This window comes from Mycoplasmopsis californica, from assembly GCF_000695835.1.
GTDB classification, from domain to species: Bacteria; Bacillota_I; Bacilli_A; order Mycoplasmatales; family Metamycoplasmataceae; genus Mycoplasmopsis; species Mycoplasmopsis californica.
On sequence record NZ_CP007521.1, the window covers coordinates 632,962 to 651,251 of the forward strand.

General features: G+C 31.4%; 16 protein-coding genes and 4 tRNA genes. 12 read left to right on the plus strand and 8 right to left on the minus strand.

Annotation, left to right across the window (positions count from 1 at the left end):
- The first annotated feature begins 99 nt into the window (after nt 1-99).
- A complete protein-coding gene (locus tag MCFN_RS02560; RefSeq protein WP_038562036.1) occupies nt 100-1,800 on the plus strand; it encodes an amino acid permease in 1,701 nt (566 codons plus the stop codon).
- A gap of 320 nt (nt 1,801-2,120) precedes the next feature.
- Here the strand turns inward: MCFN_RS02560 and MCFN_RS02565 are convergent, their stop codons facing one another.
- The 6 genes from MCFN_RS02565 to recO form a co-directional block, all read right to left on the minus strand.
- Nucleotides 2,121-2,459 (minus strand): DNA methyltransferase family protein, encoded by a 339-nt coding sequence (locus tag MCFN_RS02565; protein WP_038562038.1) that lies wholly within the window; start codon nt 2,457-2,459, stop codon nt 2,121-2,123.
- 118 nt (nt 2,460-2,577) lie between these two features.
- On the minus strand, nt 2,578-3,507 hold the full coding sequence (msrB, locus tag MCFN_RS03715; RefSeq protein ID WP_038562041.1) for a peptide-methionine (R)-S-oxide reductase MsrB: 930 nt from the start codon (nt 3,505-3,507) through the stop codon (nt 2,578-2,580).
- Nucleotides 3,508-3,628: 121 nt separating this feature from the next.
- The gene (locus tag MCFN_RS02575; RefSeq protein ID WP_038562042.1) at nt 3,629-4,819 is read right to left on the minus strand and encodes a phosphopentomutase; all 1,191 of its coding nucleotides are present in this window, start codon (nt 4,817-4,819) and stop codon (nt 3,629-3,631) included.
- A gap of 8 nt (nt 4,820-4,827) precedes the next feature.
- A complete protein-coding gene (locus MCFN_RS02580; RefSeq protein WP_038562045.1) occupies nt 4,828-5,814 on the minus strand; it encodes a DHH family phosphoesterase in 987 nt (328 codons plus the stop codon).
- A complete protein-coding gene (locus MCFN_RS02585) occupies nt 5,814-6,782 on the minus strand; it encodes a DHH family phosphoesterase (protein WP_038562047.1) in 969 nt (322 codons plus the stop codon). Before MCFN_RS02585 ends, MCFN_RS02580 begins: the two co-directional genes overlap by 1 nt.
- Nucleotides 6,783-6,943: 161 nt before the next feature.
- Nucleotides 6,944-7,627, minus strand: a complete 684-nt coding sequence (gene recO, locus MCFN_RS02590) for a DNA repair protein RecO (RefSeq protein ID WP_038562050.1) — start codon at nt 7,625-7,627, stop codon at nt 6,944-6,946.
- A gap of 239 nt (nt 7,628-7,866) precedes the next feature.
- On the opposite strand from recO, the gene MCFN_RS02595 reads away from it, so the two are divergent.
- From MCFN_RS02595 to MCFN_RS02615, 5 genes are all read left to right on the plus strand, one after another.
- On the plus strand, nt 7,867-8,157 hold the full coding sequence (locus MCFN_RS02595) for a hypothetical protein (protein WP_038562053.1): 291 nt from the start codon (nt 7,867-7,869) through the stop codon (nt 8,155-8,157).
- Complete coding sequence (locus MCFN_RS02600) at nt 8,150-9,769, plus strand: DAK2 domain-containing protein (protein WP_038562054.1); 1,620 nt, start codon at nt 8,150-8,152, stop codon at nt 9,767-9,769. Before MCFN_RS02595 ends, MCFN_RS02600 begins: the two co-directional genes overlap by 8 nt.
- A complete protein-coding gene (plsX, locus tag MCFN_RS02605) occupies nt 9,769-10,773 on the plus strand; it encodes a phosphate acyltransferase PlsX (protein WP_038562057.1) in 1,005 nt (334 codons plus the stop codon). Before MCFN_RS02600 ends, plsX begins: the two co-directional genes overlap by 1 nt.
- Nucleotides 10,766-11,458 (plus strand): ribonuclease III, encoded by a 693-nt coding sequence (rnc, locus tag MCFN_RS02610; RefSeq protein WP_038562532.1) that lies wholly within the window; start codon nt 10,766-10,768, stop codon nt 11,456-11,458. Before plsX ends, rnc begins: the two co-directional genes overlap by 8 nt.
- Nucleotides 11,459-11,589: 131 nt before the next feature.
- Nucleotides 11,590-12,738 (plus strand): hypothetical protein, encoded by a 1,149-nt coding sequence (locus tag MCFN_RS02615; protein WP_038562059.1) that lies wholly within the window; start codon nt 11,590-11,592, stop codon nt 12,736-12,738.
- Nucleotides 12,739-12,930: 192 nt separating this feature from the next.
- On the opposite strand, the gene MCFN_RS02620 is transcribed toward MCFN_RS02615, so the two are convergent.
- The gene (locus MCFN_RS02620) at nt 12,931-14,109 is read right to left on the minus strand and encodes a coiled-coil domain-containing protein (protein WP_038562062.1); all 1,179 of its coding nucleotides are present in this window, start codon (nt 14,107-14,109) and stop codon (nt 12,931-12,933) included.
- A 306-nt stretch (nt 14,110-14,415) separates the two neighbouring features.
- Here MCFN_RS02620 and MCFN_RS02625 point away from each other — a divergent pair.
- From MCFN_RS02625 to MCFN_RS02640, 4 genes are all read left to right on the plus strand, one after another.
- A tRNA-Gly gene (locus MCFN_RS02625) sits at nt 14,416-14,489 on the plus strand.
- Nucleotides 14,490-14,603: 114 nt separating this feature from the next.
- A tRNA-Asn gene (locus tag MCFN_RS02630) sits at nt 14,604-14,678 on the plus strand.
- Between the two features lie 5 nt (nt 14,679-14,683).
- Nucleotides 14,684-14,759 (plus strand) — tRNA-Glu (locus MCFN_RS02635).
- Between the two features lie 3 nt (nt 14,760-14,762).
- A tRNA-Val gene (locus MCFN_RS02640) sits at nt 14,763-14,838 on the plus strand.
- Between the two features lie 395 nt (nt 14,839-15,233).
- On the opposite strand, the gene MCFN_RS02645 is transcribed toward MCFN_RS02640, so the two are convergent.
- Complete coding sequence (locus MCFN_RS02645; protein WP_038562065.1) at nt 15,234-16,088, minus strand: hypothetical protein; 855 nt, start codon at nt 16,086-16,088, stop codon at nt 15,234-15,236.
- Here MCFN_RS02645 and MCFN_RS02650 point away from each other — a divergent pair.
- Both MCFN_RS02650 and MCFN_RS02655 read left to right on the plus strand, forming a co-directional pair.
- Entirely contained in the window at nt 16,042-16,482 is a 441-nt protein-coding gene (locus tag MCFN_RS02650) for a hypothetical protein (RefSeq protein WP_038562068.1), read from the plus strand. The two genes, MCFN_RS02645 and MCFN_RS02650, sit on opposite strands and share 47 nt — an antisense overlap.
- Nucleotides 16,483-16,708: 226 nt before the next feature.
- The gene (locus tag MCFN_RS02655) at nt 16,709-18,097 is read left to right on the plus strand and encodes a variable surface lipoprotein (RefSeq protein ID WP_158419989.1); all 1,389 of its coding nucleotides are present in this window, start codon (nt 16,709-16,711) and stop codon (nt 18,095-18,097) included.
- Nucleotides 18,098-18,290 lie beyond the last annotated feature (193 nt).

The window sequence follows — 18,290 nt, forward strand, 5'->3', positions numbered from 1 at the left end:
TGTAAAATACTGATTTTTTATTTTTACTCAATAAAGCAATAAATACAATCAAAATTTTAAAAGGTTGCTATAATTTTAATCAATATATTAAGGAGCAAAATGGAGCGACAAAACAATCAACTGGCAACTAAACAACCAGCGAAGAAAAAAATTGGCTTTTTTTCTTCAATGATGATTGTTATGGGAAGTTCAATTGGTGCTGGAATTTTTTTTAAATCTGAAGAAGTTTTAAATAATTCAAGAGGTAATTTAATTCTAGCAATATTTTGCTGAATTATGGCCTCAATCGCCGTAATTTCAATGGCTATTGCCCTTGTTGAAATTGCGGGCAATAAAAAAGATAATCTTTCGCTTGTAAGTTGAAACCGTCTATTTAATTCACGTTGAATTGCTCAGGCTTCAAAAAACTTTATGGCTTATATTACCTTGCCTTTAACATTTTTTTATATGCCTATTTACGTGGTCATGACTTTGCAGGATGGAATTGGGGCAATAGCGAATAAAAATGCATCAGCATTTAATTTTGGAACTAGTTATGATTGGGTGATCTGGCTTGCTATAACCACATTAATGGGGTTATACTTCCTAACAATACCTAGTTTATTTTCTAAAATAGGCAATATTCATAATGTAATAGTCCTTTCAGTTAAATTTATACCTTTAATTTTTATTATGATTATTGGTATTGTTTTAGCTATTAGTGGTAAAGGTGGAGCCGACAACATTAAAATAACAAGTTTTGAAAAATTTGATGACATTAAAATAGGGGCAGGCTTAATTCGCTATAACCATTTAGGTGGCTTTATTGGAATTTTTATTTCAATTGGATCGATATTTTTTGCTTACGATGGCTTTTATATCGCGGCCGGAATGCAAACTGAAATGAAAAAACCCGAAAAAACAAGTTGAGCGTTGTCTCTTGGATTAATAATTATTACGATTTTTTACATTTTAATTGCAATTTCAATGTCAATAAATGGCCGTTCATTTAGCAGTATGCTTCAGTATATTCAATCATTACTAGGACAAAAGGTCAGTAGAATAATTTTTGGTTTAATCAATATTGCTATCGCAATTGGTGTTATGGGCGTTATAAATGGATTTTCAATGTGAATGCCACGTTACATCGAATCCCTATTGGCCGAAGGCGAGCTTCCGTTTTGAGAAAAATTTATATCTAAACTAAATCCAAATCGACCTACTGTCGGAGTAATATATTCCGTCATCATTGGTCTTGGTTCAAATATAATTTTCACAATAATTGGTGCGACATTGTATATTTCAACTAATAATGATTACTTGAAATATACTGACGGTATGGCCCGTTTATACTCATTCACTGATTTAATCGCAAACTGAGTCACTGTCTTTACATTCGTATTTATTGCCTTTGCAATATTAGGGGTAATTAAAAATCGAAAAAATCAAAAAATAAAAATTAAACAAAAAGTTAAATTTTTCAGTCTTTTTGCTTATATTACAGTATTTTTTGTATCATTATCAATGTTGGCATTAATTCTAATTCCAATAATTGACTTATTTATGACGATCGGATTTGACCATAATTCTTATATGCATTGAAAAAACGCAACTTATTCACAAGCACATCAATTTTTTATCGGTTTGGTTGTTGGTCGCACAATGCTTGTTGTAATGTTAATTATTTTTCATGTTATTGTCTTTGCTAGCGATCCTATTCAAAATTGTTTTCACAAACAAAAATATGGTTCAATCGAAAAATTCCATCAACATCGAAATCTAATTTTACAAAAATACCCTTCTCCATACACACAAACATAAAAATAGCTTCCTTTTAATGGCGGCTATTTTTAAAATAGTAAACATATTTTTATTCTTTTAATTCTTTATTACCTTTTATACTCAACTCAACCTGTTACGATGATAAATTACTTCATCTACTGTACAAAAACACCTTTCTATCGAAAAGTTGCGACGTAAACGACGCAACAATCTGGTTGATAATACATAATAGTATAAAAAATAGAAGTATCTTCAGCAAGAAACTTCTAAAATTTGTTTATAGTGTCGATTTACTTTACTTGTCAGATGTGGTGATGTTATTTTTTCATTTGCATCAATAATCATCTCGTTTATCGCTGCTACCAATAATCCACAGCACTACCTGTTGCAAAGTCTCAAACATAACTGTCTTTATCTACTCTTGCAAGTTTTACTAAAAGACTTGTTACATAAGATGGTGTTAGAACTACATCATTTAACTTATCCTCCACAAATCCTAACCATGAATACATTTCATTAAATAGCTTACCTGTAAAATCTGTCGTTAAGCCTATTTTATAGTAAATACCTAAATCATCTACTATTTTAGAAAATATTCTTTTTAATTGACTTTCTCTATTCTCGGGTTTATTAATATTTTCTGATAATAATGTGTTTTTTAGTGTTCTTACTATTAGTTCTTCTTTTGCTATTGGCAAATCTTTATATTTTTTGTTGTTAAATCATAAAAAACTGAGTTTCCTCAGTTTCTTGCTATTTATATTACTGTTTTAGCGTTATTTATAAGCTCCAAAAATTATTTGAGTATGAATTAGATTATTTAACATACTTTTTATATTCACTATATCCTTTTTCGTCCATTTCCTCAAGCGGAATAAATTCTAATGCCGCTCCATTAATGCAGTATCTTTTTCCGCCCATTTCTTTTGGACCATCATTGAAAACATGACCTAAATGATGGTCCCCTTGTCCCGAACGAACCTCAATGCGATACATATTATACGATGTATCATCTAGATATTGTACACTTTCTGATTGAATTGGTTCTGAGAAACTAGGTCATCCACATCCAGCATCAAATTTTGTAGATGAAGAAAATAAAGCTTCACCTGTAATTTTCTCAATATAAATTCCTTTGCGATATTCACTATTTAATTCAGATGTATGTGGTCTTTCTGTTGCTGAGTTTTTTAAAACATCATAGCTTAACTGAGTTAAAGTCATTTCTTTTCGTGCTTGCTTAATTAAATTTAACTCGCCATCGTTTAGTTTATAATCAACATTTAAATTAATATGGCAATAGCCATTTGGATTTTTTTCTAAATAGTCTTGGTGATATTCTTCAGCAGGAATAAAGTGTTTTAGCGGTTCTAATTCAACATAAAATTTAGCATATTTTCTTTTAAATTTATTAAAAATAGCTTCAATAATCAACCTATCATTTTGGTCTTCGTAATAAACCCCAGTTCGATATTGAGTTCCGATATCATTGCCTTGCTTATTCAACGAATCAGGTTCAATAAGTCTGAATAAATGAACAACCAGCTCTTCGACACTTATAATTGTAGAATCAAACTCAACCTTAACCGCTTCAGCATGTAAACTATTTTTTAAGTTTTTATATGTTGCATTCTCATCTATACCATTTGCATAACCACTTGACGTATTAATTACGCCATTAAGACGTGAAAAGTATGCCTGCACACCTCAAAAACACCCTCCAGCTAGATAAATATTTTTATTCATTTTTCTCCTCTTATGTATTCAATTCTTGATGTATTAATTTTACTAATACTTCCATATTAAAAAAGTAATTTTTATTAAAAAATAAAAAAATACACAGTTTTAATACTGCATATTTCATTTTTTACACTAATTGATCGAAAATATCGTCACCAGTCTCTGAAACAATTGGCACTCCTCAATTACGTGCCACAATGTTGCCACTTGTTCCTAAGCCTTCTACATCTTTTAGTACTTTGGGTTCACTAAATGATTTAGAAAAAATAGTTAAAGGTAGCATTTCACGAGTGTGATTAAAACCTGGATATAAAGGATCGTTTCCGTGATCTGAGGTCATAATCAATAAATCATCTTCACGCATAGAATTGATTAAAACAGCTAATTTTGTGTCCAATAAAGCAATATTCGATGCATAACCGTCCACGTCACGACGATGGCCGTAGTGAGAATCAAATTGAACTAAGTTAGTAAAAATAAATTTGTTTTCACCCTCTTTTTGAGCTTCTTCAATAGTTATATCCATTGCGTGCGCATCACCATCAGAGTGAATTGCACGAGTGACACCTTGACCGACAAAAATATCGTTTATTTTTCCAACTGCAACAACTTCAACACCCGCTCTTTGTAATTCGTTTAAAATCATTTCACGGGGTTGGTTAGCATAGTCATGGCGATTAAATGTTCGTTTATATTTACCATTTTCATCAGTAATGAATGGTCTTACAATAATTCTTCCGACATTTCATTCAGGTTTAGAAGAACAAATTTCACGCGCTGCCTTGCCATAACGGTATAGATTTTCTAAACCGATTCATTCTTCGTGCGCAGCAATTTGTAGCACTGAATCCATTGATGTATAAACAATAATTGCACCAGTTTCTTTTTGTTCTTGTGCATATTCATCAATAATTTCAGTACCTGAGCCACTTTTATTACATACAATTTTGCGGCCGTCAAACGCCTTTGAAAGCTCGTTAATTAAATCTTGTGGAAAACCATTTTCAGTAAAAGTTGGAAATGGAACAAGTGTTTTAATCCCCATCATTTCTCAGTGTCCTGCCAATGTATCTTTTGCATTCGATACTTCTTGAACTTTTGCCATATAAGCTAGTGGTTTACGAACGTGGTAGTTGCCTTCCAATGTAGTTATATTACCAATACCTAATTTTTTTCACGTATCAATAAAAAACATCGAACTTTTTGAAGCTGATAAAATAGTATTTGCTCCTTTATCTCCAAACGATACTTGGTCACGGTCAGGTCCGATTCCTAAACCATCTGTTACAATCATAAAAATACGTTTAAATTTAGCCATTATTACTCCTAATTATTATTTTCCTTTTGTCAGCGTAAGACTTCTTCATTGCAATCATCAATAACTTTGTCAACATCATCAAATGAACAAATCATTGAACCAGAAGCGCGATCGTGTCCGCCGCCACCTCATTTTATTGCAACATTTCTAACAATCGGTCCATTCGAACGATACTCAACCCTAATTCTATTATCCTCCTCTTCGTTGAAAGAAACTCACAATGGATAACCCTTAATATTTCCAATTAAATTTGGACGTGCCATATCGTTAGGTTTTTTGCCAAGAGCGATTGTTGTTTTGTAGTCTACTTGAATATAAGCTACTTGCCCTTTTGTTTTTAAAGAACTCATTAATGTAGATTGAACTTTTAAATCTTCAATGCTAGTTTGTGCCAATCCTAAATAAACTTTTTCGGCATTTAAGCCATTTTTATAAAGATATGCCGCTAACTCATGTGTGCGCGAGCTTGTATCTGAAAATTGAAAACGCCCACTATCGGTCACTATACCTAAAAAGACGCAGTTTGCAGCTTTTTCATTGAATTTTCAGCCCTTTTGGTAAGCTAATTCCGCTATCATTTCGGCAGCAGCGATTCTATTTTCTTCCATTCAAATAGTAACTTTATCTAAATCATCCTCATTTGGATGGTGGTCAATTCGAAGTGTTTCTGCAAATAAATTTTTATCTAAAATTTCACGGTTTTGAATACGATCTTTTTGATTAGCGTCAACTACAACACCTAAAGATTTTTTCAAAATATCATCTGATGGTACCTCGTCAAAATCTAAATCTAAAAAGTTAGAAAACAATCCATTTGATTGCCCAACTGCATAAACTTTTTTCTCTGGATAATTAATTCTCAACAATTCCCGCAATCCAAATTGCGAACCTAGGCAATCGCCATCTGGTCTAATGTGATGAAATATAACTATCGAATCATATTGCTCAAGTTTATCGGCCGCTATTTTTCACGAACCTGTATCTGCTATCTTCATTATTGACTCCCTTCTCATTTAATAATGGCTTTATTTAATTCATCTAAAACAAGATCAATTTGTGCAAAAGAAATGGTTACTCCCGCGGCATTTGCATGGCCGCCGCCACCTCAAATATTAGCAACTTCATTAACTAGCGGTCCATTTGAACGCAATCTAGCTCTAATACTTCCATCTGCTTGCTCAATAAAAAAGGCTCAACACGCATTATCTTCTATGTTTGCTAATTCATTTACGAAAATAGCTGCTTTTAATTCATCAAAACCAAATTTTTCCTGAACTTCTTTTGTGGCAACAAAATATAAAACACGGCCTTTACGCTCAAAATTTGACAAAATATGACCAATATATTTAATATCTTTAAGAGATTTTTTGCCTAATTCTCTATGCAATTTTCAAGGTTCAATTCCGCTTTGCTCTTCTAAAAATGCTGCTAATTTATATGTTCTCGCCGATGTATCAGCGTATAAAAATCTCCCGCTGTCAGTCGTAATTCCTAAAAATGTGTGTAAAGCAGCTTGTTTTGAAATTTTTCACTGAGCGTCAAAAGCGATATGAGCAACTTGTTCAGCGGCTGCTACATAGTGTTCATCGACAAATAAATAATCATAAACTATATCGCTTCCATTAGGATGGTGGTCGATACGCAATTTAGCAGTGAACTTATCACCTAATAACAAATCTGAATGAACTATTCGATCAGAACTTGATGCATCCACCACAATTCCTAATGAATTGTTAAAATCAATTGATTCTACTGGGTCAAAGTGATAATTCATAAATTCAAAAGAACCTGCATTGTCACCTATTGTATAAACTTTTTTCTCAGGGAAATTGTCTCTAATCATTTGTGCTAAACCATGTTGCGAACCTAAGCAGTCGCCATCTGGTCTAGTGTGATGAAAAATAACAATATTTTGATATTTTTTTATAGCTTCTATTGCAACTTGTGTGTCTCCAATTTTCATCAACATTCTCCTTAAATATATACTTATTTAAATTATACTCTTTCAACGTTTTCCATTACTTAATATTGAATTTCAATAAGGAAACATTAACTCATGCTTAACCGGCATAATAAAATACCTAAATACTCTGAAAAATGAGTGTATAAGTAAATTTAATGTAGTTAAATATAAATTAATATTCCATTATCCGCAAAGTGTTGCTTAAGTTCAATTAAAAGTACTGATGCAATAGAATCGGTAGCTGTTTGGTAGAATCGGTCAAAATCATTAAACAAATAATAGATAGTTTTTAATTCTTTATTTCAACGTTGAGAATTAGAATGTTGCGAACATAAAAAACCGCCTTTATAAAAGCTAAAATCACACAAGTCATAAGACTGATTGCACTCCACGCAACTATTTGAATTGACCATAATTCCATAGTGATTCAAACACTGAGCTGCCAAGTATAAAATAAGCTTTTTATTTTGCCCTTCGCTAAGTCGTTTAATAATCTGTAAATAAGATTTATATACAGAGTAGCAATCAGTTTTTATATTCTTTAATAAATTTATTGCTTTATTTGTGAAAGTTATATTGCTCATATCCTGAAAATTGATAGTCATCACTTGGTTCGCTCTCTTTAATCGCCCAATCGAACCTTTTTTTCTAGCCGGAAAATACTCAATTTCTGACACACAACCAGGCAATAAATTTGCTCTATTTTTTGAATTAGCTTTATTTATACCTCGTGCTAGCAACCGTATCTGCCCATAAGAGCCAAACAGATCCACATAAGCATCATCAGGAAATTCGTTATGGTTCTCTATATTTAGAACAATAAATGTATTTATTATTTCTGCCATATTTTAAAATATACATTATTACGCTTTTTTAGCGTACTTAAATTAATATAAAATCATTTTATGAATATTCTTATTTTATTTTCCAATAAGTTAAATTGAAAACTTGTGTGTAAAAGACTGAAAATTAAATTGTTTTAAATTAATTTTTCAGTTCGTTCTTCAAAAAATTCATCAATATTTGTGCTATTATAAATTAATAATTCGAATATAATTCTTAATATTATTTTTAAGGAGGTGAGATGGAGAAAGCTGAGGTTAGTCAAGTTTTTATTAATATCCTTGAAACGACGCCAGGGGTCTATAGTATTCAAAATCTTTTTGAAGAACAAAATAAAAGCACAGACTCAGTAATTGTTCATAATGTTTCTAAAAATATTTGAGATTTAACTGCTGCAATTACCATTTTACAAAATAGTAATTTAAAAAATATTGTAACATCAATTTCATCAGCTTTACGTTTTGCATTGCGTAAAAAAGGCCAAAAACTTGGAAAATTAAACATACTTGTAGGGGGTTTAAGCAATGATTAAAAAATTAGATGGAAAACTTTTTTATGACCTTTGTCTATCAGGTGCAAATAATTTGATCAATAATAAAAATCGTATTGACGCATTAAACGTTTTTCCAGTACCTGATGGTGATACTGGTACAAACATGTCATCCACAGTTAAGTCTGCTATTGAATCAATATCGCGTAATAATGATAATTTAGGACAGGTAGCTAAAGATTTTGCCAGGGGCATGTTATTTGGTGCTCGTGGCAATAGTGGAGTAATATTAAGTCAAATTTTTAAAGGTTTTGCCCTAGCATTCGAGGATAAAGAAAGCACAGATGTTGAAGGTTTATTAACAGGCTTTAAAAAAGCAACAGAAAAAGCTTACAGTTCAGTTTTAAAACCTATTGAGGGAACTATCTTAACAGTTATTCGTCAAACTACAGAAGAATTAAGCAAAATTGTTGATAACACAACAACTTTTGAAGTATTTTTTGAATTAGCGGAAAAATTTGCTCGTAAAGCCTGTGACAATACACCTAACCTTTTAAAATTACTTCGTGAAGTTGGTGTAACTGATTCAGGTGGAGAAGGATTTTACGCAATTATGGCTGGTATGAACTCATTTATTAAAGGGATTCCAGTCCCAATTAAAGAAGAATCAAACTCGATTGAAACATTTATTCAAGACGGTGAGGTTTATGATGGTGAATTTGGTTATTGCACAGAATTCATTGTTGAACTAAAAGATGCTAATACTTTTAAAAAACCACTTTTTGAAAAAGCTGTTAATCGTTTTGCAACTAGCTTAGTAGTTGTTCAAGATGGGGAAATTTTAAAAGTGCACGGCCACGTCTTGCGTCCAGGTGATTTGTTAAACTTCGGTCAAAAATTTGGTGAGTTTATCAAAATTAAATCAGAAAACATGTCACTTCAAGCACAAGAAAGCAGAAATAAAAATGTAGTTTTAAATGAGTCAACCGAAGATGCTAAAGAGTGTGCAATCGTTTCTTGCAATTTAGGTAACGGAATTATTTCTCGCATGAAAGATCTAGGATGTGATGCGATAATTGAAAGTAGTCAAACTCAAAATCCATCAGCACAGGATATAGTTGATGCAATCCGTTCAGTCAATTCCCATAATGTCTTTGTTTTGCCGAATAATTCAAATATTTTCTTAGCCGCTGAACAAGCAGCCCAAATTATTGATGATAAAAACGTTTATATTATTCAAACACGTTCACAACTTCAAGGTATTGCTGCAATGATGCATTTCAATAGTGAATCAAGTGCAGACGAAAATAAAAAATTACTGACTGAGGCTATAGATACAGTTATTACAGGAGAAATTACCACAGCTATTCGCTCAACAAAAATGAATAATGTAAAAATTAAAGAAGGCGATTATATAGGGATTGTTGATCATAAAATTATTCTTTCTCAACCTAATTATATTGATGCAGCCAAGGAATTAGTTAAAAGAACAATTAAAAATGAACATGAACTAATTACAATTTTTTATGGAAATGATATAAGCGAAGCTGACGCTCTTGAGCTTGAAAGTTTCATCACAAGTGAATATGATGTTGATGTTGAAGTGATTAATGGAGCTCAGCCAAATTACCACTTTATTTTAGGATTTGAATAATGGATTCCTACAAGATAGCCTTTGATATTAATGGCAATGATAATGGTATTTTTGCTGCCATACAAGCTAGTGTGGAATTCGCGCAAAAAAACCCTCACTTCAACATAATTTTAATTGGTCCACAAAGTCAAATTCAAGACTTAATTACTGAAAAATACTCAACATTTCCTCAAAATATCTCTATAATAGATAACCCTAATATCGCTTCCAATCCAGATAACATTCGTGCCTCATTGCATGAAGACACATCAATGAATCAAGCTATTGAGTTAGTTAAAAATCAACAAGCTGATGCAGTTTTAAGTTCAGGAAATAGCGGATTATATTTAGCAACCTCTACTTTTAAACTAAAAAGACTACCTAATATTTCTCGTGCGGCTTTTATGCCGATTATACCTACAATTATTGGTCGTAAATTCCTACTTTTGGATGTTGGTGCCAACATCGATTCTAAATCTGATTTTTTAGTAGAATGAGCTAAAATCGCCAACGTTTTTGCTAAGGTGATTTTAAATACACAAAAACCTAATATAGCATTAATCAATATCGGAACTGAAGATTCAAAAGGGACTGAGGTTGTGCGTGAAGCTCATCAAATTTTAAAAAATGATAAAAGCTTAAACTATATTGGCTTTCGTGAACCCCGCGATATCTTAAACTATGTTTGCGACGTCGCTGTTATTGATGGCTATGGTGGAAATTTAGTTCTAAAAAGTCTTGAAGGGGCAATATTAAGCTTTAAAAAACTCCTTAAAGAAAAAATTATGATGACACCTACTCGTAAATTAGGCTTTTTACTTGCTAAAAACGCCTTTCGCGACGTTGCTGAAACCTTAGATTATAGAAATGTTGGTGCAGCCTGAGTTATTGGTGTAAATGGCGTGGCTATTAAGTCACATGGAAGCAGCGACTCAAAAGCTTATTTAGGTGCGTTGAATCAAATTAAAATAGCACTGGAAAATAATATACTAGCTAAGGTCAAAAAGGCCATTGAAAATGAATAAAAACAATTTAGATAAATTCATTCAATTTACACGAAAATTTGGCATAAATATTAAAAAAATAGAACACTATGAAATTGCTTTCACTCATCCCTCATACTTTAAGTTTGGTAAAAACTCCAAAGTGCCTAATTACGAAAAACTTGAATTTTTAGGTGATTCTTTGTTGCAATTCTTATCTAGTCTATATCTGATGAGCAAATACAAAAATAAAAATGAAGGTCAACTAACATTAATGCGTGTTCAACTTGTTTCAACTAAAAACCTAAATAGAATTTCAAACGATTTAGGCTTAAAACAATTTCTTTTAACTGGTCCGGGCTTAATTCAAAAGGATGTTTTAACTTCTGCTAAGGTTGGCGCTGATGTTTTTGAATCGTTTATTGGCGCTTTATATATTGACCAAGGATTACAAAAAGTTAATTCATTTTTAAATCAAACTTTATTTCAAACGCAAATTGACACTACTACCCTGAAGGATTCAAAAACACGCTTTCAAGAATATGTTCAATCTTTTTCGCGAATTGCTGCTATTTATAATACAATCCAGGAAAGTGAAAAACGATTTTTTGCCGAACTAAATCATGATGGCCAAATATACGGCATAGGTTATGGAGCGAGTAAATTAGAAGCTGAAGAAAACGCCGCAAAAGATGCTTTAGATAAGATGGCAATCAAACAAAATTAATTCATCTCGTGCAGACGGGATTTATTTTTTAAAATGGTAATATTACCGTTGATTTAGCATTCATCATAGATTCCCTTAATAAATACAAAAACAAAAATCTCTATAATATTTTTTATAAGTAAAGGATAACTATGAAAAAAATAAATAAATTAATCTTAGGGCTAATGCCTCTATCATTGCCGTTGATTGCTGTCGCTTGTGGCAATCAAGCCATAGAACAAAAACCACAAAAGCAGCCTCAATCAACAGATAATTCAAAAGTACAAACGGAGCGAGAAAATCAAGGTAATAAAAATATTGACAGCATTGAAATTAATAATGAGGAAGAAGATTTAGAAACAAACGAAAAATTAAAAGACTCATTATTATCAATCAAGGATGCACAAAGCCGTATAGACTCTTATATTGATAAAAGCATTGATAAACCAGAAGCATTCGAAATATTACAACACTTATTATGATTAAAATATGTATCTCAATTTATCACTAATTCGGTCAGCGAAAAAGATGGTGCCATTTTACATCAAGTAAATCAATTTGAAAAATCATTACAAGTATTATTGGATTTCATCGAAAATACAGATATAGAAAAAATTCTTTTAGATCCATTTAAGGGAGCCGCTGATGTTCCATCTGTTTTAAGTAAACTAATATCTGAGTTCCAACTTAAATTAGAAACAATGAAACTTGCGAGCTCATCAATTAAGGATAAAGATATTTATCTTGAAAAAATAACACAAATTTCAAATAAATCAGCACAATTAAATACTGATAACAAAAAAGCTACCTTAAAAGAATTAATTAATTCAATTAAAGACAAACCACAAGCACAACTTATCGTCTTCAAAATTTTAAGTTCGTTAATCGAAGGAACTAATATGTTAGGATATGAACATCTAGCAAAATCTACGCCTGATATCACAACCAAAATTGATAAGTTCAATAATGCTTTTTCTAATCTTATCAGCTTATTAATCAGTAAAAAAGATAACTTATCACTGTCAATGGATAACGCTCTAATAAACCAAATAAATCAACACTTTAATGCAGTTAAAAAAGAACTAAACTCACTAATAGAAACACAAATTGTTCCGCAAACAGGTTTAGTAAGTGATGGTTCTGAGGGAGAACTTGACGATTTAGACGATGGTTTAGCACTTGATGACGATGAAGAGACCGATGAAACCTATAAAATCGATGACTCTGAAGAGGCTGAGGATATAGAGGATGAAGGTTTAGTGCTTGATGAAGAAAATGTTAAAGAATCAACACCCGCTTAAGAAAAACCAAGACCAGTAGCACATACGAACCCCCAAAAGGGAATGTAGACGGAATACAACCATTATAAGCGAATAAATAAGTAAAGTAACAAAGGATGATATCCAAAAACATATTGCTTTCCTAGTTTCCCAGTTTCAGACAATAAAAATAGGTTAAACCATACATAAGTTTAACCTATTTTTTAACTTTTTTTATTCTTTTATTAATTCAATATATTTTGGATCTTTTTCTAGTTTTTTAAGAAATTCATCAAGAAGATCAGAACTTTCAGCTTTTATTTTATTGATATTTTCAATGACTTTTGGATCAGAAGATAATGTCTCGTATAAACTAGGTTGTTTATTTAATATTATTTTTATTTTTTTCTGCTGTTCATCGCTAAGACTAGAATATTTTTTGTTAATTATCAACGCTTCCTTTTTAGCCAATCTGCCAAGACTATCTACCCAAGGTTTTGACTTAATGAATTCTGGATTTTCTAAAATAAATTTTTTAAATTCAGGTCTTTTTTGTAATAGTAAAAGAATGTCTTTATTTCCTAAAGCAAGAATTTTGTTCTCCACACCCTTTACTCTTTCTAATTCCTTAGCCACTGCTAAATAATGCTCAACTTCTTTTAATTCTTCAGGAGTTGCTTCTTTTTTCAATTCAGCGATTTTAGCTTCGATTGCTTCTAGGCTAGCTAAAAGTTTTTTCACTGAATCTGGTGTAGCGTTGTCAGCTTGGGTGTATTCAGCTTCCTTAGCAACTTTTTCAGCAGTTTTTTCTTTTAGTTCTGCTTCAAGTTTTTTCAATTCTTCTTCAAGTTTAGTTTTTTGAGTTTCAATTTCTTTAACGCTAGATTCAGCTTTATCTTTTGCTTCTGTAGCTTGGGTTACAAGTTTTTGAGCTTCTGTTTGCGCATCTTTAGCTACTTTTAGTTTTTCACCTTTACCAGCTTCCAGTAGTTTTAATTGTTCTTCAAGAGTTGTAATAGTTGCTTTAGTTTGTTCTTTTTTAGCTTCGTCAGTAGTTTTTTCTAGCTCTTCTTTGAATTTGTTAATTGAGGCTTTTAGTTGTTCAATAGCTTTAGTTAATTCAGTTTGTGAACCCTCAGTGGCTTTAACTACTTCATCTGCCTTGGTTTTGGCTTCTGTTGCTTTATTTAAAGCTTCTTCTTTTGCTTTAACATCAGCTTGAGCTTTAGTTAATTCAGCTTCCTTAGCAACTTTTTCAGCAGTTTTAGTTTCCACTTCCTTAGTTTTAGCAGCGATTTCAGCTTCTAGTTTAGCAATCATTTCTTTAGCTTTTCTTGCTTGAGCTAATTTTGGATAGCTTTTTTCTAAGAATTCTTTTTCAGTTTTAATTTGTTCTTGGGCACTTAATGCCATTAATAAAGCAATTTTAGTTGTTCTAGTAGATACCTTAGCATTATTTTGAGCTTCGATTTGAGCTTTTAGTTGATCGATTTGAGCTTGATCTCAGGTTTTAATGGTGTCTTTATTTTAATGAGAATAAATGGATAAAAATTTAGATTATAAGTCTATATGGTTTTGTGAGGCGTTTTGTAAACCTTAGCGATTTTTGAAACTTTGAGATCATTTTTTAGTTTTTAAGAAGGTTGTACTTTACTTTAAGAATATATATAAAAAAATATTTCTTTTTTTTAAAAAAAGTATTATTATTTATATGCACTTGCAAACGTAATTTAATGGCAAAATTCTAGCTTGCCATGCTAGTAATGGGGGTTCGATTCCCCTCGTTTGCTCCATATGTGTAAACACCAAGTAGAAATATCTACGAAATTGGGCAAAAGTGTTTAAAATTATAAAAATATTTCTTTTAAAAAATATTTATTATATAATAATGAAGCATGTTTTGCAATGCCGATTTAGCTCAGCGGTAGAGCAGCTGGCTGTTAACCAGTTGGTCGCAGGTTCGATCCCCGCAATCGGCGCCATATATGGTCTGTTGGTGAAGCGGTTAACACACATGGTTTTCATCCATGCATACACGGGTTCGATCCCCGTACAGACTGCCATTTGGAGAATTAGCTCAGTTGGGAGAGCGGCGCCCTTACAAGGCGTAGGTCATGGGTTCGAGCCCCTTATTCTCCACCATTTGTAAATGCGCCACTAGTTTTAAGCTAGTTTTTTTATAGCTTTTTTCTTTATTTTTCCGAGTTTTTGAGTTAAGTTCTTTTTGGGCTTTTTATTTGCACTTTAAATATTTATACTCAAAAAAATAAATTATTTTAGACACTAAAAGAAACAAAAGAAAAGAAAAAAATTAAAGGAATTACCTCTAATATCAACACATTTATACCCTTTATTTTAGAATTGAAAAAGCATTCAATATCAGTAAATAAAAAAGTATGCCAAATTTGATTGTCCTTAGCTAATTTATTAAAAGAAGTTAAAATTGATATATCAAAATAAAAAATAAGCTAAATCAGTGAATGACTTAGCTTATTTTTTTATTAAAATTAATATATTTTTATAGTCTGGAAAAAGTATTAATTTTCTTTCTCAGCAAGTTTTCTTAAACTTTTTACTCAGTGTTTTGACTTAATTAAATCTTCATTTTTTGAAATAAGTTCTTTAAATTCAGGTCTTTTTTGTAAGAAATCTCTAATATTTTCAATAACAGCATCTTCAAAACTGAATTTTTCTTTTATTTCAGCTAATATTTTTTCCTCTTCCTCTTTTAATCCATTATTGATGTCTTTTAAATATTCATTAAATAGTTCCGGGTTTTTCTTGAATTCTTCTACTAATGCAGGCTCTTCCTTGAATAATTCTTCAAATACAGGGTCTTTTTTACCTAATTCCTGGATTTTTAACTCTACATCCTTCACCCTTTCCTTTTTAGCCAATCTGCCAAGACTATCTACCCAAGGTTTTGACTTAATGAATTCTGGATTTTCTAAAATAAGTTCTTTTAATTCTGGTCTTTTTTCTAATAGTAAAAGACTGTTTTCATCGACTGAATTTTTGATTTTGTTTTCTAATACCAAATCCTTAAATTCTTCATCATTTTTAACTAGTTCATCTAGATACTCAGCATCTTCATCTAATTGAGTTAATAATTCTGGATTTTTTTCTAAGATTTCTCTAAATACAGGGTCTTTTTTACCTAATTTTTCAATTTTGTTCTCCACACCCTTTACTCTTTCTAATTCCTTAGCCACTGCTAAATAATGCTCAACTTCTTTTAATTCTTCAGGAGTTGCTTCTTTTTTCAATTCAGCGATTTTAGCTTCGATTGCTTCTAGGCTAGCTAAAAGTTTTTTCACTGAATCTGGTGTAGCGTTGTCAGCTTGGGTGTATTCAGCTTCCTTAGCAACTTTTTCAGCAGTTTTAGTTTCCACTTCCTTAGTTTTAGCAGTAATTTCTTCTTCAAGTTTAGTTTTTTGAGTTTCAATTTCTTTAACGCTAGATTCAGCTTTATCTTTTGCTTCTGTAGCTTGGGTTACAAGTTTTTGAGCTTCTGTTTGCGCATCTTTAGCTACTTTTAGTTTTTCACCTTTACCAGCTTCCAGTAGTTTTAATTGTTCTTCAAGAGTTGTAATAGTTGCTTTAGTTTGTTCTTTTTTAGCTTCGTCAGTAGTTTTTTCTAGCTCTTCTTTGAATTTGTTAATTGAGGCTTTTAGTTGTTCAATAGCTTTAGTTAATTCAGTTTGTGAACCCTCAGTGGCTTTAACTACTTCATCTGCCTTGGTTTTGGCTTCGTTAGATCTAGATTTAGTTTCCTTGAATTGATAATAAGAAAAAACTAAAATTTATATCCACTATAAAAGATTTATATTTTATCATACAAAATAACATTAATTAATATGATTTTTATTATCTCTTTTATAAATTATTTGGCTATATTTCTGTAACTTAAATTAAATCTTGTCGTATCATAGCATCAAAAACAAAAAAAAAAAAAAAACAATTAAATTTTAGTATAATTTAAGCAAAAATATTTAGTATGAAAGGACTACAAATGAAAAAATTTAAAACTAGCTTAATTTTAGGTTCATTAACATCAGTTGCTGCTGTACCATTTGTCGCTGCTTCTTGTGGAAGCAAAGATTCTAGCGCGCCTAAAATTGCTGAATTAGAACAAAAAATCTCTACTCTTGAATCTCAACAAAGTAGTAATGCTGAACTAAAAAAACTAGTTCCCGAATTAAAAACTAAATTAGACACCATTAAAACCTGAGATCAAGCTCAAATCGATCAACTAAAAGCTCAAATCGAAGCTCAAAATAATGCTAAGGTATCTACTAGAACAACTAAAATTGCTTTATTAATGGCATTAAGTGCCCAAGAACAAATTAAAACTGAAAAAGAATTCTTAGAAAAAAGCTATCCAAAATTAGCTCAAGCAAGAAAAGCTAAAGAAATGATTGCTAAACTAGAAGCTGAAATCGCTGCTAAAACTAAGGAAGTGGAAACTAAAACTGCTGAAAAAGTTGCTAAGGAAGCTGAATTAACTAAAGCTCAAGCTGATGTTAAAGCAAAAGAAGAAGCTTTAAATAAAGCAACAGAAGCCAAAACCAAGGCAGATGAAGTAGTTAAAGCCACTGAGGGTTCACAAACTGAATTAACTAAAGCTATTGAACAACTAAAAGCCTCAATTAACAAATTCAAAGAAGAGCTAGAAAAAACTACTGACGAAGCTAAAAAAGAACAAACTAAAGCAACTATTACAACTCTTGAAGAACAATTAAAACTACTGGAAGCTGGTAAAGGTGAAAAACTAAAAGTAGCTAAAGATGCGCAAACAGAAGCTCAAAAACTTGTAACCCAAGCTACAGAAGCAAAAGATAAAGCTGAATCTAGCGTTAAAGAAATTGAAACTCAAAAAACTAAACTTGAAGAAGAAATTACTGCTAAAACTAAGGAAGTGGAAACTAAAACTGCTGAAAAAGTTGCTAAGGAAGCTGAATACACCCAAGCTGACAACGCTACACCAGATTCAGTGAAAAAACTTTTAGCTAGCCTAGAAGCAATCGAAGCTAAAATCGCTGAATTGAAAAAAGAAGCAACTCCTGAAGAATTAAAAGAAGTTGAGCATTATTTAGCAGTGGCTAAGGAATTAGAAAGAGTAAAGGGTGTGGAGAACAAAATTCTTGCTTTAGGAAATAAAGACATTCTTTTACTATTACAAAAAAGACCTGAATTTAAAAAATTTATTTTAGAAAATCCAGAATTCATTAAGTCAAAACCTTGGGTAGATAGTCTTGGCAGATTGGCTAAAAAGGAAAGGGTGATTACTGAGATAGATAATTTAAAACACTCTGAACCAGAACTTAAACAATTATTTGAAGAAGACCCCACATTAAATGAAGAGTTTATAAATGACCCAGATTCATTTAAAAATATATAGAAGATATAAAAGATGGATTAAAAAAAGAGGAAGAGGATATTAATTCCAAAATCACTAATCTAAAAGATAAAAATATTTCACGTGAGGTAAAAAAACTTCTTGCCGATAATCCCGAATTTATCGATGTAGTAAATCAGAATCCTGATTTAACTAAATTGAAAAAATTTGTCGACGGATTAAAAAAGAAATCGGA